General features: G+C 68.8%; 15 protein-coding genes. 8 read left to right on the plus strand and 7 right to left on the minus strand.

Features of this window, described 5'->3' with window-relative positions; genetic code table 11:
- Window positions 1-29: 29 nt before the first annotated feature.
- The 6 genes from J2850_RS30390 to J2850_RS30415 all read right to left on the minus strand — a co-directional run bounded on the left by J2850_RS30390 (window position 30) and on the right by J2850_RS30415 (window position 7,340).
- A complete protein-coding gene (locus J2850_RS30390) occupies window positions 30-1,070 on the minus strand; it encodes a response regulator (protein WP_209990972.1) in 1,041 nt (346 codons plus the stop codon).
- The gene (locus tag J2850_RS30395; RefSeq protein ID WP_209990975.1) at window positions 1,067-1,516 is read right to left on the minus strand and encodes a response regulator; all 450 of its coding nucleotides are present in this window, start codon (window positions 1,514-1,516) and stop codon (window positions 1,067-1,069) included. The genes J2850_RS30390 and J2850_RS30395 overlap by 4 nt, the downstream gene beginning before the upstream one ends.
- Entirely contained in the window at window positions 1,506-2,963 is a 1,458-nt protein-coding gene (locus J2850_RS30400) for a sensor histidine kinase (protein WP_246513767.1), read from the minus strand. Before J2850_RS30400 ends, J2850_RS30395 begins: the two co-directional genes overlap by 11 nt.
- A gap of 290 nt (window positions 2,964-3,253) precedes the next feature.
- Window positions 3,254-4,507, minus strand: coding sequence for an NAD(P)/FAD-dependent oxidoreductase (locus J2850_RS30405; RefSeq protein ID WP_209990979.1), 1,254 nt, complete (start codon window positions 4,505-4,507; stop codon window positions 3,254-3,256).
- On the minus strand, window positions 4,504-5,988 hold the full coding sequence (locus J2850_RS30410; protein WP_209990981.1) for a M81 family metallopeptidase: 1,485 nt from the start codon (window positions 5,986-5,988) through the stop codon (window positions 4,504-4,506). Before J2850_RS30410 ends, J2850_RS30405 begins: the two co-directional genes overlap by 4 nt.
- The gene (locus J2850_RS30415) at window positions 5,985-7,340 is read right to left on the minus strand and encodes an MFS transporter (protein ID WP_209990983.1); all 1,356 of its coding nucleotides are present in this window, start codon (window positions 7,338-7,340) and stop codon (window positions 5,985-5,987) included. The genes J2850_RS30410 and J2850_RS30415 overlap by 4 nt, the downstream gene beginning before the upstream one ends.
- A gap of 114 nt (window positions 7,341-7,454) precedes the next feature.
- Here J2850_RS30415 and J2850_RS30420 point away from each other — a divergent pair, with 114 nt between their 5' ends.
- Complete coding sequence (locus J2850_RS30420; RefSeq protein ID WP_209990985.1) at window positions 7,455-8,426, plus strand: LysR family transcriptional regulator; 972 nt, start codon at window positions 7,455-7,457, stop codon at window positions 8,424-8,426.
- 98 nt (window positions 8,427-8,524) lie between these two features.
- Here the strand turns inward: J2850_RS30420 and J2850_RS30425 are convergent, their stop codons facing one another.
- Complete coding sequence (locus tag J2850_RS30425) at window positions 8,525-9,460, minus strand: LysR family transcriptional regulator (RefSeq protein WP_209990987.1); 936 nt, start codon at window positions 9,458-9,460, stop codon at window positions 8,525-8,527.
- Between the two features lie 308 nt (window positions 9,461-9,768).
- On the opposite strand from J2850_RS30425, the gene J2850_RS30430 reads away from it, so the two are divergent.
- The 7 genes from J2850_RS30430 to J2850_RS30460 form a co-directional block, all read left to right on the plus strand.
- The gene (locus J2850_RS30430; protein ID WP_209990989.1) at window positions 9,769-11,088 is read left to right on the plus strand and encodes a CitMHS family transporter; all 1,320 of its coding nucleotides are present in this window, start codon (window positions 9,769-9,771) and stop codon (window positions 11,086-11,088) included.
- A gap of 33 nt (window positions 11,089-11,121) precedes the next feature.
- Window positions 11,122-12,465, plus strand: a complete 1,344-nt coding sequence (locus J2850_RS30435; protein WP_209990992.1) for an acyclic terpene utilization AtuA family protein — start codon at window positions 11,122-11,124, stop codon at window positions 12,463-12,465.
- A 1-nt stretch (window position 12,466) separates the two neighbouring features.
- Window positions 12,467-12,781 carry an AtuA-related protein gene (locus J2850_RS30440; RefSeq protein WP_209990994.1) on the plus strand — a complete coding sequence of 105 codons (315 nt, stop codon included), beginning with the start codon at window positions 12,467-12,469 and terminating at the stop codon, window positions 12,779-12,781.
- A gap of 166 nt (window positions 12,782-12,947) precedes the next feature.
- Window positions 12,948-13,610, plus strand: a complete 663-nt coding sequence (locus J2850_RS30445; protein WP_209990997.1) for a CoA transferase subunit A — start codon at window positions 12,948-12,950, stop codon at window positions 13,608-13,610.
- Window positions 13,603-14,259, plus strand: a complete 657-nt coding sequence (locus J2850_RS30450) for a 3-oxoacid CoA-transferase subunit B (RefSeq protein WP_209990999.1) — start codon at window positions 13,603-13,605, stop codon at window positions 14,257-14,259. The genes J2850_RS30445 and J2850_RS30450 overlap by 8 nt, the downstream gene beginning before the upstream one ends.
- A gap of 63 nt (window positions 14,260-14,322) precedes the next feature.
- Window positions 14,323-14,571 carry a hypothetical protein gene (locus J2850_RS30455; protein WP_209991001.1) on the plus strand — a complete coding sequence of 83 codons (249 nt, stop codon included), beginning with the start codon at window positions 14,323-14,325 and terminating at the stop codon, window positions 14,569-14,571.
- 14 nt (window positions 14,572-14,585) lie between these two features.
- Window positions 14,586-14,752: thiolase family protein (locus tag J2850_RS30460; protein WP_484793073.1), on the plus strand; the 167-nt coding region annotated here is incomplete at its 3' end.

Consider the following 14,752-nt stretch of genomic DNA (forward strand, 5'->3'; position numbering starts at 1 on the left):
AGGCGCGCCGTGACGCCGCTGCCGCATCGTCATGGCGCCTGCAACGGCATCGTCAGCGTCACCCGGGTTCCGGCATGCTGTCGGTCATGTTGCAGCAGCGCGCCCAGGCTGGTCGCCATCGCCTGGATGATCCGGGTGCCGAGGCCGGTACCCTGCGGCGCGTCGGTCTCGGAAAAACCGACCCCGTCGTCCTCGACGCTCACCGACAGGTGCCCCCCGGCTGCAATCGCGCTGACGCGGATGCTGCCGGCCTGACCCTGCGGGTAGGCGTATTTGCAGGCGTTGGTGACCAGTTCGGTCACGATCACCGCCAGCGAGATGGCCTTGTCGGTCGGCACCGGCACGGCGTCGGCGACGATCACGAAGGGATCAGGGCGATCCGACGCGATGGCGGCGCGCATCTCAGTCAGCAGCGTCTTGAGGTAGGCGTCGATCCGGACGGAGCGCACGTCACCGGAGGTGTAGAGGCTCCGGTGGATGCCGGCGATCGCGGTGATGCGCGCCTGGGTCTCCTCCAGCGCGGCGCGTGCCCGGGTGTCGGACAGGCCGGACTTCTGCATCTGCACGAAGGCGGCGACCAGCGCCAGGCTGTTGGCGACGCGATGGTTGACCTCGCGAAGCAGCATCTCCGCGCGGTCGCGCGCGATGCGCACCTCCTGCTCCGCCCGTTCCCGTTCCCGGCGCAGTTGGGCCCGTTCCAGGGCCTGGTCGATCGCCGCCACGAGCAGGTCGAAGAATCCCTCGCCGACCTCCTTGGGGACGTAGTCGTCCGCCCCGGCCTTCAGCGCCGCGACGGCCACCCGCGTGTCGCCGGCGCCGGTGACGTAGACCACGGGCGGCGCGTTTTCGCGGGACAGCAGGGCCGGCAGGATGTCCAGCCCGGTCGCCCCCGGCATTTCGTGATCCAGGCCGACCGCCATGATGCCGCCCTGCTGGAGCCGGGCCAATCCCTCCTGGCCGTCCTTGGCACACTCCACGGCGTAGCCGCGCCGCTCGAGCTTCCGTTGCACCAGCCGGGCCATGGCAACGTCGTCGTCGATGTAGAGGATGCGGACAGCCGGGTCCGTCATGCTTCCGCCCCGGGAACCTGTATGACGGAGAAGAACAGGCCCAGTTGCCGGATTGCCGTGGCGAAGCTCTCGTAATTGACCGGCTTCGTGATGTAGACGTTGGCCCCCAGGTCGTAGCAGCGCTGGATTTCCTGGCGGTCGTCCGTGGTGGTCAGCACCACGACGGGAAAGCGCTTGGTGTAGGGGGTGGCCTTGACCTTGGCCAGGATGTCGACCCCCGTCATGTCCGGCAGGTTCAGGTCCAGCAGAATGAGAAGCGCCCGTCCCATGCTCGCCTGCCCGCTTCCGTCCGGACCGAGCAGGTAGGCAAGCGCGCTGGTGCCGTCGGTGAACGGCACGATCTCGTTGGTCACGCCGGCACGCCGGATGTTCTTCTCGATCAGCCGGGCATGCCCCTCGTCATCCTCGATCATGACGATGCAAACGGCTTGCGGGTCATGCGTCATGAGCGGTGTTCTCCGGGGACAGGGTTAGAATTTTGGGTAGGCTTATGCGAAAGATGCTACCCTGTCCAGGCACCGAATCTACGCCGACCTCGCCCTGCAGACGCCGCACCAGCGCCCGGACATTGGCCAGCCCGATCCCCTCTCCGGGACGGTCCTGCACGCCGGAGCGGCGGAACAGCTCAAAGATGCGTTCGTGATCCTGCGGCGCGATGCCGCGCCCGTTGTCCTCGACCTCGAAGGTCAGGCGGCTGCCGTCGTCCCGGGCGCGGATGGAGATCCGGCCCGTCCTCGCCGGATCGAGATACTTGATCGCGTTGTCGACCAGGTTGCCGAACACCTGCTCCAGGGCGAGGCGGTCGGAGACGATCTGCGGCAGGGGACCGGCGATGTCGATCACGCACCCCAGCTCGCTCGCCTGGTGGCGGACGCTGGCGGCCACGTTCTCCAGAAGGACCTGCATCGACACTGGTTCGGGGTTCAGCGTCCGGCTGCCCTGGCGCGACAGGGCGAGGATGGCGTTGATCAGCCGGTCCATCTTCGTCGTGGAGGCGCGGATGAAGGCGATGGCCTCCGGCAGATCCTCCTTCACCGCCCGGCGCGCTTCCGATGCGATGGCGTCGTCGCCATCGGCCGGCTGGCGGTCGAGGTGGGCGCTCACGCTCGCCAGACCCGCCTCGAACTCGCTGGTGAACCCCATCACGTTGACCAGGGGCGCGCGCAGGTCATGGCTGACGATGTAGGCGAAGCGCTGGATCTCGTCGTTGGCCCGCTGCAGGTCCATGGTGCGGTCCGAAACGCGCTGCTCCAGGGAATCGTTGAGGGCCTGGATCGCCTGCTGCGCCTGCACGAGGTCGCGGGTGTACTGCAACGCGATCCATACCGCGGCCCCGACGACCAGCAGGATGAACATTCCTCCCAGGTTCGCCACCCAGAGCGACTGCCTGGCTTGGCTGTTCATGGCTGCAAGCTGGGTGTCGAGCTGGGCGTCGGCGGGGGTGATCAGGTCGCCGAGCGAGCGCCTGGCTTCGTCCATCAGCCTGAGGCCGCGACCGGTGCGGACGATGGCGAGCGCTTCGTCCCTGCGCCCGGCCTCCATCAGTTCGATCGTCTGCGCCAGTTCCTCCCGCTTGTCGGTGGCCAGGCTGGTCAGGCGCTCAACGATGCCGATCTCCTCGGGGTTGCCTTCGACCAGTCTGCGCAGCGTGGCGATGGTCCTGTCCACCGCCACGCTTGCCGCTTCGTAGGGTTTGAGATACTGGCGGTCTTCCGTGAGCAGATAGCCGCGCTGCCCGACCTCGGCGTCCTGCAACTGGCTGAGGAGAGTGCCGGCGGCAACCCGCAGGTTGGTCGTCCGCCCGACCGACCAGGAATATTGCCGCGTGCTTTCCGCCAGCCATCCCGACATCGTGACGATGCCCAGCAGCGTCAGGGCACCGGCGAGAAGCATCAGGAGGGTCCGACGGGTGACGGTGGTGCTGGATGTGTGCATCGCGGACGGCGGATTTCGGCGGGATGATCAGGATCCTCTACCGGTTCACCATCCCGATTGCAATCGGAAGCTTTGGATAAGCCCGAGTTCTGCCACATCGGCATATCATCGTATATCTTGGGATCTTCATTCCTGGCGAAGACATGCCGAGACGAGGACCGGCTTCCGGTGCCGGCCGGCAAGTAAAAGGAGGGGGCTGGTCCGCCGGACCGGGCGGCGTCGGCAGCGAGGGCGGGCGTCGTCGTCTTTCAGGCGAGTGACGGACGGTCGGCACGGAAGGGAGCCGCGTCCACAAAGGGGGCCTCGCCGCAGATCATGTCCGCGATCATCCGGCCGGTGACGGCGGCGAGCGTGAGTCCCTGGTGCCCATGGCCGAAGGCGAACCAGAGACCGGGATGCCGCGGGGCGGGCCCGATGACGGGGAGCATGTCCGGCATGCAGGGGCGCAGGCCCATCCAGGGCTCCGGATCGATGCGGGCGCCGAGCGGGAACAGGGCGCGGGCGACCGGTTCCGCCCGTTCGAGCTGGACGGGCGTGCGCCGGGCGCCCGGACGGGCGAATTCCGCCCCTGTGGTCAGGCGGATGCCGCGTGCCATCGGTGCCAGGACATAGCCGTGCGCCGCGTCCAGCACCGGCCTGCCAAGCGTGACGCCGCTCGCCAGTTCGTAATGCATGTGATAGCCGCGCTTGATCCCGAGCGGCAGGCGGTAGCCGAGCGGGTCGACCACCTCGCCCGACCAGGCGCCCATCGCGACGACGGCCGCCGGCGCCTGGACGGGTCCGTCCCTCGTGTCGACGGACCAGCCTGCTGCGGCCGGCCGCAGCGTCCGCCCGTTTCCCGTCAGGAACCGGCCCCCCAGCCGCTCCAGCGCCGTCCGCCAGGAGTCGACGAGACGTCCGGGATCCGTCACCGCCAGCGGGTCGGTGTAGTGCAGGGCGCCCGCCAGATCGGGATCGAGGTCCGGCTCCAGGAGCCGCAGTCCAGCGGAGTCGAGGGGAACGGACGCCACCCCGAACTCGCGCGCCAGCTCGGCGGCCTGCCGCAGTTCGGCGTCCTGCTGGCGCGCCGTCCGGAACAGCTTGAGCCAGCCGGTCGGCCGCAGCAGGGCGGCGGCGTCCGCTTGCTCGGCCAGCCGGCGCGTCTCGGGCAGGCATTGCCCGATCAGTCCGGCATAGGCGCGGGCTGCCCGGACGTGCCGTGCCGGATGGGAATGGTGCCAATAGCGCGCCAGGAAGGGGGCGAGGGCCGGCAGTGCGCGGGCATGGTAATGGGCGTCGGTCTGGCGGTTGGCCGCATAGCGCAGCAGGGCGGCGAGCTGGCGCGGGAAGGCGTAGGGATAGGCGGCCTCGCGCTGGATCAGCCCGGCATTGCCGAACGACGCCTCCCGTCCCGCGGCACCCCGGCGGTCGAGGAGCACCGCCTGCCGTCCGCGCATCTGCAGGTGCAGGGCGACGGCGGTGCCGACCACCCCCGCGCCCAGCACCAGGACGTCGGCCTTCATCGCCGGGCCTCGGCGGGCACGGGGTCGAAGGGCCATTTCGGGCGCATGATCTTGCGGAACGGCAGGCCGGTGATGTCGGACGGAACGGCACCGGGGGCGTCCACCATGATGATGCGCGCGGCGATCGGCGCGTAGGCGGCGCGGAAATGCTGCGACGACTTCACGACCACGAGCTTGCGCCGGGCGGGATCGCAGCCGAGCTGCGTGAACAGGTCAAGGCCGAAGGCCTGGCACCGGAAACTGGTCAGCACGACCTCGACCCCCTGGCTGGCGACCAGGACGCAGTCGCCGAGCTTGGCCGGCGTGCCGGCGAGCCCCGTCATCACCATTCCCGTCCGGCAGGCTCCGACCTCCCAGACCCCATCGACCGGGTCGCCGGAGAGCGGGCCGACCTTGCCACCGACGCGCAGGGGCAGGCGCGCGCCGACGCCGGCATCCATGGCGATCCGCACCGCCCCCGGATCCCACAGCGGACCCAGGCAGACGTCGGTGATGCCGCGTTGCAGGATGCGCCGCAGGATGAAGGTCGCGTCGCCCGCGGCCCCGCCCCCGGCATTGTCGCTGCCGTCACCCAGGACCACCGTCCCCGGGGTGGCGAGCGCGAGGTCGAGCGCCTCGTCGATCCCGGGCAGCGGCTCGGCGAGGGAGTCGCGCAGGGCGAACAGGTCCGCGGCAAGCCGTTGCGCGAGCGCGTCGGCGCGGCGGCCGTCCGGATCCCGTGCGGCGTCGCTGTAGACCAGGAGCTTGGTCCCCATGTCGGGCGTGTCGCCCCAGGAGAATCCGTGGACGACGGAGATGGAGACGATCCCGTCCCGGCCCTCCAGCTCCCTCACGCGGCCGAGGAAGCCGCGGGCCGGCTCGCGGGTGGTGTGGAGCAGGCCGACCATGCCGGTGTCGGCGACGGCGGCGCGCAGCCGCAGGCGCCCGTCGGAAAGCGCGGCACAGCGGTCGACCAGTTCCATCGCCCGCTCGGCGATGTCGGTGTGCGGGTATTCCTTCCAGCAGATCAGGAGGTCGGCGTTGGCCACCATCGCCTCGCTGAGGTGCGTGTGCGGGTCGAGCGTCGCGCCGATCACCGCGCCCGGTCCGGCCAGGGCGCGGACGCGGGCGAGAAGGTCGCCCTCGCAGTCGTCATAGCCGTCGGCGACCATCGCGCCGTGCAGCCCGAGCAGCACGATGTCGACGGGAAGGGCCGCCCGCAGATCGTCGAGCAGGGCGTCGCGGAGGGATTCGTAGGCGGTCCGGGTCACCAGCCCGTTCGGGACGGCGGCCGCGACCAGCCCTTCAAGCAGCGTCCAGCCATGCTCCGGTCCGACCCGGCGTGCGGCCCACAACGGCCCGCTGTGCATCTGCATGGCCTCGGGGTGCTGATTGGCCGGAAAGAAGGCCCGCTCGTGAAAGCTCGACACGCCGGTCGGCATCGGCCCGAAGGTGTTGGTCTCGGTCGCGAGCGAACCGGAGAAGACGCGCTTGCCGCTCATTTGCCGAGCCTCCCTGCGGCGGCGACGGACACCTCGGCGGCCGGCCCGCCGGACCGGCGCAACGCCAGGAGCAGAAGGCCGCCGAGCGCCAGCCCGGCCGCGATGGCGCTCAGCCCGCCCTGGAGCGATCCGGTGGCATCGCGCACCGCGCCGATCACCGTGGGACTGAGGAAGCCGCCGAGCAGGCCGATGCTGTTGATCAGGGCGATGCCGCCGGCCGCGGCCGTGCCGCGCAGAAGCTCGGCCGGAATGGTCCAGAACACCGTATACGCGGCATAGGTCGCCGCCGTCGCCACGGTCAGGGCGGCGAGCGAAACCGGCAGGTTGCCGAGCGTGCTGCCGGTGACCGCCAGAGCCGCCGCGGCGATCAGGCAGGCGCCGACGCTGTAGCGATAGCGCTCGCCCTTGCGGTCCGAATGGCGCCCGACCAGCACCATGGTGACCACCGCCACCACGTAGGGTGCGCTCGACAGCAGCCCGATGGTCATGGTGTCTTCGACGCCGCCGGCATGCAGCAGCGTGGGAAGCCAGAAGCTGACGGCATACAGGCCGGCGATCATGCAGAAGTAGGACAGCGCGAGCCCGTAGATCCGCGGCGTGCGCAGCGCATCGCGGAACCGGTGCTGGTGGCCGGCGACGGCGTCCGCCGCCAGCTCGGCTGCGATCAGCGCCCGCTCCCGGGCATTCAGCCACGGCGCCTTGTCCGGACCGTCGCAAAGGCAGAAGAAGAGGACGATGCCGACGAGGACGGTCGGCAGCCCTTCCATCAGGAAAAGCCATTGCCAGCCGGAGAGCCCCAGGCTGCCGTCGGCCCCGGTCATGATGAGGGTCGCCAGCGGGCCGCCGACGATGCCCGCCATCGGGCCGGCCAGCAAGACGCTCGCCATGACCTGTCCGCGGCGGCTGCGCCCGTACCACAGGGTGAGATAGTAGAGCATGCCCGGCCCGAAGCCCGCTTCGAACACCCCGAGCAGGAAGCGCAGGATGTAGAAAGCCTGTTCGTTGCGGACGAACACCATGGCCGCCGACGCCAGGCCCCACAGGAGCATGATGCGGCTCAGGGTGCGGCGCGCGCCGATGCGGGCCAGCAGCAGGTTGCTGGGGACCTCGAGCAGGACGTAGCCGAGAAAGAAGATGCCGGCGCCGAACCCGTAGGCCGCGTTCGAGAAGCCGAGGTCGCTCTGCATCTGCAGCTTGGCAAAGCTGATGTTGACCCGGTCGAGATAGGCCAAGCCGTAGGACAGGATGAGGATCGGCAGGATCCGCCAGCCGACCTTGCGGAAGACGGCATCCTGTTCCGCCAGGGCGCCGTCCGCCCGGGGTTCGCCGGGCAGCCTTGTCGTCGTCTCCAATCGGGCCTCCATGTGCCGTTTTTTGTTCTGATGAGTGAGCATCAGTGAGACTGACGTTGCTTACAATGACGAAAAATCCGATGATCCGTTGTGATCCGGTCAACGATCCGATCAATGATCCACCGCATGGTCGTGTGCCTGATGCCTCTCGGCCCAAGCAGCAAGCAGCTTTTCTACTTCATGGCGGTTCTGCGGACCGGGTCGGTCCGCGCCGCCGCGGAGGAGTGCAATGTCGAGCCCTCGGTGATCAGCCGGCAGGTCGCGAACCTGGAGGCCGAGCTCGGCGTTCCCCTGCTGCAGCGGCGCGGCCGCGGCGTGGTCCCGACCGACGCGGCCCGTCTGGTCCTGGACTATTGCAGGGAACGCGGCGCCGGCGACGACGCGTTGCGGATGCGGCTGGCCGAACTGGAAGGACTGAAGCGCGGGCACCTGCGCATCATGGTCGGGGATGGCCTTGTCGACGCCTTCATGGACACCGTGCTGCTCGCCTTCTGCCGGCACCACCCCGGCATCGAGGTGGCGGTCGAGGTCGGCGGCGCGAGCGACGCCGTCCGGGCCGTCGCCGAGGACCACTGCCATTTCGGCTTGGCATTCTCGCCGCCCGCGAGTGCCGCGGTGCGCGTCGTCCGCCAGCGGCCGCAACCGGTCCGCGCCGTGATGGCGCCCGGTCACGCCGCGGCCGCCCTGCCGGCGCCGCTGTCCCTGCCGGCGCTCGCCTCCCACGCCTGCGCGCTCGCCGCGCCCGGGACGGGGCTGCGGGCGCTCGTCCAGACCGCGACCGATGCGGAGGGGATCGAGCTGCGTCCCTGTTTCGTCGCCAACACGGTGGCGCCGCTGAAGCGCTTCGCCCTGGCCGGGCTCGGCGTAACCTTCCTGTCCGCCCACGCCGTCGCGCCGGAACTGGCCGCGCTGCAACTGGTCGCCGTCCCCATCGCCAACCCCATCCTGGAGACGAGCCGGGCCTGCCTGATCGTGCGCGAGGGGCGGGCGCTTCCGCCCGCGGGAAGCCGGCTGATCCAGCTTTTCGACGATGCCGGGTTCTTTCAAAACCCCGCGGCGGGCGGGAAGGGGAACGACCGGCTTTAGAGTGTGATCGCTTCAAGCGGTATCGCTTGAAACGTGACTCACACGGAAAACCAAAAGCCTAGAGTCCGTCTGGTGCTTCAATAAGCACCAGACGGACTCTATCCCTCGCGGGGGCGCCCGTCCAAGCTGGAGAAATGGGTGAGCGCCGGCCCGGCGACTTCCCGCAGCAAGTCGACGAAGCGCTCCGCCGCCAGCGGCAGAGAGCGGTTGGCCTTGCGGATGAAGCCGATCCTGCGCACCAGTCCCGGCGTATGGATCGGCTCGACCAGGATGCCCTCGCAGGACGCGGCGTCGACCGCCGATTCCGGCAGGACCGATACGCCGAGCCCCGCACGCACCATTCCGACCGCCGTCGACATGTAGTTCGCCTCGCAGGACAGGCTGATCTCCAGCCCTTCCTTCTCCAGCGCCCGCTCGATCAGCGAGCGCACGCTGGTGCCGCGTGCCGTCAGGATCAGCGGGAAGGCCGCGACATCCTTCAGCAGCAGCGGCCGCCGGCCGGCCAGCGGATGGTCGGTGGGGAAGAAGGCGCACATCCGGTCGCAGAGGAAATCGGTCACCTCGACGTCGCGATCCGGCCCGACCCGGCTGCCGATCCCGAAATCCACCTCCTCCGCCTTGACGAGCTGGATGATCCGCTCGGCGACGACGTCGCTGACCTTCACGTCGATGTTGGGGTGGGCGGCGGCGAAGCGGCGGATGGCGATCGGCAGCAGCCCGGCGGCGACCGAAGGCAGCGTGGCCACCGACACCGATCCCCGCCGCAGCCCCGCCAGATCGTGGCTGGCGCTCATCACGGCTTCCAGTTCGCTCATCACCCGCTGCAAGGCCGGCAGCAGGTCGCGGCCGGCACGGGTCAGCACCACCTGGCGCTTGTTGCGGTCGAACAGCCGGACGCCCAGGCTTTCCTCGAGCTGGCGGATCTGCACGGTGAGCGCCGGTTGCGACACATTGACCTCCGCCGCAGCCTTCGTGAAGCTGCCGAGCCGCGCCACGGCGACGAAAGCCTTGATGTGTCTCACTCCCTGCAGCATGGCGCGCCTCTCATAAAAGAAACGGATTACCGTGATATAGCAAATTCATTTCCCTAATCTTATTGTGCCTTCATACGATGTCAATCACGGACGCTGGTCCGCCACTGAACGGCAAGACGGCAAAATCATAAGACGCTTCGCGACCGGGCCACTTCGGTAAAGGGAAAGAAATTTCCTGAGAAAGCCGGAGTAGATTCCGCGAAGGGGAGCGGTTTGCCGCCGGCCGTACCGCGAAACCATTCGCACAAGGCGAAAAAAGACAGCCCAAGAAGAACATAAACAATAACACTAGACATAGCGGAGGTCCCATGCTCGCCATACTCGGCTTGATCACCATCGTGGTTTTGCTGATTGTCATCATGACGAACAGGATGTCGCCTCTTGTCGCGCTGATCGCTGTGCCGATCATCGCAGCGCTAGCAGGCGGCTTCGGTCTCGAAACCAGCAAGTTCATCATTTCCGGCATCCGCGCCATCGCGCCCACCGCCGGCATGTTCGTCTTCGCCATCATCTTCTTCGGCGTCGTCACCGATGCCGGGATGATGGATCCCATCATCGACCGCATCCTGCGCGTCGTCGGTACCCGGCCGGCGCGCATCACCATGGGCACGACCCTGCTGGCCCTGCTCATCCATCTCGACGGATCGGGCGCGGTCTGCTTCCTCATCACCATTCCGGCGATGCTGCCGCTCTACGAGCGGCTGGGGATGGACAAGCGCATCCTGGCGCTGTGCGTGTCGATGGCGGCCGGCGTCAACTTCCTGCCCTGGACCGGCCCGATGATCCGCTCCGCCGCGGCGCTCAAGGTTCCGGTGACCGACATCTTCAATCCGCTGATCGCGGTGCAGGGCATCGGGCTGCTGTTCATCTTCACCGTCGCCTTCCTGCTCGGCAAGCGCGAGGAGCGCCGCCTCGGCCTCAACACGGCGACCGCCGGCGTCGGCGGCGACGGCGCCCCGGTCGGACCGGCGCCGCGCGTGCTGACGCCGGAGCAGATCAAGATCCGCCGCCCGAAGCTGTTCTGGGTCAACCTGATCCTCACGCTCTTCATCATGGGCGTGATGATCGAGGGGGCCGTCGACCCGGTGGTGATGTTCATGATCGGCACCGTGGTGGCGCTGATGATCAACTACCCCGACGTCAAGATGCAGAAGGAGCGCGTCGACGCCCATGCCAAGGCGGCGCTGATGATGGCGAGCATCCTGCTGGCGGCCGGCGTCTTCACCGGCATCATGGGCGGCACCAAGATGCTGACCGCCATGGCCCAGTCCGCCGTCGCCTTCGTCCCGCCGGACATGGCCCAGCACATCCCGTTCGCGCTGGGCATCCTGTCGATGCCGCTCAGCCTGCTGTTTGATCCGGACTCCTACTATTTCGGCATGATGCCGGTGATCGCCGAGGTCTATAAGACGCTCGGCGGGGACCCGATCCAGATCGCCCAGGCGTCGGTGCTCGGCCAGATGACCGTCGGCTTCCCGGTCAGCCCGCTCACCCCGGCCACCTTCCTCGTCGTCGGCCTGTGCGGCATCGGCCTGGGCGAGCATCAGAAATTCTCGATCCCCTACCTCTTTGCCGCCTCCGTGGTCATGACCATCGCCGCGGCGATCCTCGGCGTCATCCCCTTCTGACCCGCCGGGTTCCAGCGCACACAGGAGCACATCATGAAGACCATCCGCATCGGATCGGGCGCCGGCTACTCGGGCGACCGCATCGAGCCGGCCGTCGAACTGGCAGACAAGGGCGACATCCAGTACCTCGTCTTCGAATGCCTCGCAGAGCGCACCATCGCCATCGCGCAGGGCGCCAAGCTGAAGGATCCGGCCAAGGGCTATGACCCGCTGCTGGCCGAGCGCATGCAGGCCGTCCTGCCGCTGTGCCATGCCAAGGGCATCAAGATCATCACCAACATGGGGGCGGCCAACCCCGTGGCGGCGGCGGCCAAGACGCGGGAGATCGCGCAGTCGCTCGGCCTGCGCGGCCTGAAGATCGCCGCGGTATCCGGCGACGACGTGCTGGAGACGCTGAAGTCCGGCAGCCACCGCATCGAGGAAACCGGCGCGCCGGTCTCCTCCATGGGCAACACCCTGGTGTCGGCCAACGCCTATCTCGGCGCGGCGCCGATCGTCGAGGCGCTGAAGGCTGGCGCCGACGTGGTCATCACCGGCCGCGTCGCCGACCCGGCCCTCTTCCTCGCCCCGCAGATCGTCGAGTTCGGCTGGTCGATGGAGGACTGGGACCGGCTGGGCAAGGGCACCGTCGTCGGCCACCTGCTGGAATGCGCCGGGCAGGTCACCGGCGGCTACTTCGCCGATCCCGGCGTCAAGGACGTCGCCAACCTGGCCCGGCTCGGATTCCCGATCGCCGAGGTGCAGGAGGACGGCGGCGCCGTCATCACCAAGGTGGCGGGGTCCGGCGGCGCCGTGACCACGGCCACCTGCAAGGAGCAGTTGCTCTACGAAATCCATGATCCTTCGACCTACTTCACCCCCGACGTGGTCGCCGACTTCTCCAAGGTGACCTTCACACAGGAGGGGCCGGACCGCGTGCGGGTGGCCGGGGCCGGCGGGCGCGCCCGGCCGGAGACGCTGAAGGTCTCCGTCGGCTATCTCGACAGCTACATCGGCGAGGGCCAGATCTCCTATGCCGGTCCCGGCGCGCTCGCCCGTGGCCGCTTGGCGCTGGAGATCGTGCGCGAACGCCTGAAGCTGACTGGCGTCCAGACCACCGAACTGCGCTTCGACCTGATCGGCGTGAACTCCATCCACGGCGATGCGCTTTCCACCGCCGGCGGGCAGGAGCCCTACGAGGTGCGGGTCCGCGTGGTCGGCCGCACCGACAGCCTGAAGGAGGCGGTGCGCATCGGCAACGAGGTGGAAACCCTCTACACCAACGGCCCGGCCAGCGGCGGAGGCGCCACCAAGTCGGCCAAGGACGTGGTCGCCATGCTCTCGGCCCTGCTGCCGCGCGACCTGGCAAAGCCCGCCATCGACTATGTGGAGGCCTGACATGAAACTCCGTGACATTGCCCATTCCCGCACCGGCGACAAGGGCGACATCTCCAACATCTCCGTCATCGCCTTCGACGAGAAGGACTATCCGCTCATCGAGGCCGCCGTCACGCCGGAGCGCGTCAAGGAGCTGTTCCGCGAGGTCGTGCACGGCGAGGTCGTACGCCACGCCATTCCCGGCATCGGCGCGCTGAACTTCGTGATGCAGAAGGCGCTCGGCGGCGGTGTGACCCGCTCGCTGGCGCTCGACGCCCATGGCAAGTGCCTGGCGTCGGCGCTCCTCGACCTCGACATTCCCGACCGCGCGGCCTGACCGGCCGCGGCAGAGGGCGGCGACCCGGCGTCCCGCCCCGCTGCCGCCCCTTCCGGCTTTCAGAAAGCCTTCACCAAAAAACATCCACGGGCGCAAGCCGCGCTCCACCGGCCGCCGCATTGCCGCGGAGGCCGACGGGGGACGGCTGTGCCGAGCGAGGATCGTCATGAAGAAACTTGTCAATCTCGAGGACGCGGTCTCGCGCATCCCCGACGGAGCCGTGCTGATGATCGGCGGCTTCATGGGCGTCGGAACCCCGCCCCGCCTGATCGACGAGATCGTCCGCCAGGGCAAGCGCGACCTGACGGTGATCGGCAACGACACCGCCCGCCAGGGCGTCGGCATCGGCAAGCTGGTCGCCGCCCGGCTGGTCCGGCGCGTCATCACCAGCCACATCGGCACCAACCCGGAGACGCAGCGCCAGATGATCGCCGGCGAGACCGAGGTCGAGCTGGTGCCCCAGGGAACGCTGGCCGAACGCATCCGCGCCGCCGGCTTCGGCCTCGGCGGCGTGCTGACCCCGACCGGGGTGGGCACGGTGGTGGCGGAGGGCAAGCGCACGGTCGAGGTCGACGGACGCGACTTCCTGTTGGAGCCGCCGCTGCACGCCGACTTCGCGCTGATCAACGCCAAGCGCGCGGACTACCGCGGCAACCTCGAATTCGCCCTCACCGCGCGCAACTTCAACCCGCTGATGGCGATGGCCGCAAAGACCGTCATCGCGGAGGCCGACGACATCGTCCCGGTGGGCGTCGTGCCGCCCGACGCGGTCGGCGTGCCCAATGTGCTGGTGGACTATCTGGTTGCCAAGGAGCGGTCCCATGGATGACAAGACCCTGATCGCCAAGCGCGTCGCCCTGGAATTCAAGGACGGCGACCTCGCCAATCTCGGCATTGGCCTGCCGACGCTGGTGGCGCGCTATCTTCCGGCCGGGATCGACGTCTTCTTCCAGTCGGAGAACGGCATCATCGGCATGCAGGCGCTGCCGGAAGACGGGGCCGCATCGGCGGACCTGACCGATGCCGGTGGCAGCCCGATCGGCGCCATTCCCGGTGCCGCCTCCTTCGACAGCGCCATGTCCTTCGGACTGATCCGTGGCGGCCATCTCGACGTCACCGTGCTCGGCGGCCTTCAGGTGGACGAGGAGGGGCATCTCGCCAACTGGATGGTTCCCGGCAAGATGGTTCCCGGCATGGGCGGCGCCATGGACCTCGTGTCCGGCGCCAAGCGGGTGATCGTCGCCATGACGCACACGGCCAAGGGAGAGCCGAAGATCCTGAAGCGCTGCACGCTGCCGCTGACCGCGGTGCGCCGGGTCGATCTGGTGGTCACCGAGATGGCGGTGATCGAGCCGACCGACCGTGGGCTGGTGCTGCGGGAGGTCGCTCCCGGCCGCTCGGTGGCGGAGGTCGTCGAGGCGACCGCGGCCGAGCTGATTGTCCCGCCCGACGTCGGGACGATGCCGGTAACGGCCTGAGAGCCCTGAATTTTCATCGCGGAAGGCCGCTGCCGCCGCGATCCGCCAGATGGAACCACGACCATGTCCAATCGCACGACCGTCACCGTGACGGTCCCCGTCACCATCGAGATCTCCGTCGAACTGCCGGCGGGACCGCAGGCCGCTATCGTGGCCGATGCGCTCGCCACGCAGGCGGCTGAGCATTTCGCCCATGTCAGCCAGGCGCAGATCCGTGCCTTCAACGAAGTGAACCGCATCCATCGGGCCGGGGCGGGCACCGTGATCGCGGCACACAGCAGCCTCGCCGGCATCGGCAAGGCCGCGGCTTAAAGGGAGCAAGGACCATGACCGAGATTGTCATCGCCGGTGCGGCCCGCACCGCCATCGGCAGCTTCAACGGGTCGCTTGCGGCGGTTCCCGCCCACGAGCTCGGCGCCGCCGTGATCCGCGAGGCGCTGTCGCGCGCCCACACCGACGCCGCCGAGGTGTCGGAGGTGATCCTGGGCCAGGT

This window comes from Azospirillum picis, from assembly GCF_017876115.1.
In the GTDB taxonomy this organism is placed as follows: Bacteria; Pseudomonadota; Alphaproteobacteria; order Azospirillales; family Azospirillaceae; genus Azospirillum; species Azospirillum picis.

Bases quoted from the DNA above. Each gene is read 5' to 3' on its own strand.
- J2850_RS30390 (WP_209990972.1), bottom strand. From the start codon at position 1,070: ATGACGGACCCGGCTGTCCGCATCCTCTACATCGACGACGACGTTGCC.
- J2850_RS30395 (WP_209990975.1), bottom strand. From the start codon at position 1,516: ATGACGCATGACCCGCAAGCCGTTTGCATCGTCATGATCGAGGATGAC.
- J2850_RS30400 (WP_246513767.1), bottom strand. From the start codon at position 2,963: ATGCTTCTCGCCGGTGCCCTGACGCTGCTGGGCATCGTCACGATGTCG.
- J2850_RS30405 (WP_209990979.1), bottom strand. From the start codon at position 4,507: ATGAAGGCCGACGTCCTGGTGCTGGGCGCGGGGGTGGTCGGCACCGCC.
- J2850_RS30410 (WP_209990981.1), bottom strand. From the start codon at position 5,988: ATGAGCGGCAAGCGCGTCTTCTCCGGTTCGCTCGCGACCGAGACCAAC.
- J2850_RS30420 (WP_209990985.1), top strand. From the start codon at position 7,455: ATGATCCACCGCATGGTCGTGTGCCTGATGCCTCTCGGCCCAAGCAGC.
- J2850_RS30425 (WP_209990987.1), bottom strand. From the start codon at position 9,460: ATGCTGCAGGGAGTGAGACACATCAAGGCTTTCGTCGCCGTGGCGCGG.
- J2850_RS30430 (WP_209990989.1), top strand. From the start codon at position 9,769: ATGCTCGCCATACTCGGCTTGATCACCATCGTGGTTTTGCTGATTGTC.
- J2850_RS30435 (WP_209990992.1), top strand. From the start codon at position 11,122: ATGAAGACCATCCGCATCGGATCGGGCGCCGGCTACTCGGGCGACCGC.
- J2850_RS30440 (WP_209990994.1), top strand. From the start codon at position 12,467: ATGAAACTCCGTGACATTGCCCATTCCCGCACCGGCGACAAGGGCGAC.
- J2850_RS30445 (WP_209990997.1), top strand. From the start codon at position 12,948: ATGAAGAAACTTGTCAATCTCGAGGACGCGGTCTCGCGCATCCCCGAC.
- J2850_RS30450 (WP_209990999.1), top strand. From the start codon at position 13,603: ATGGATGACAAGACCCTGATCGCCAAGCGCGTCGCCCTGGAATTCAAG.
- J2850_RS30455 (WP_209991001.1), top strand. From the start codon at position 14,323: ATGTCCAATCGCACGACCGTCACCGTGACGGTCCCCGTCACCATCGAG.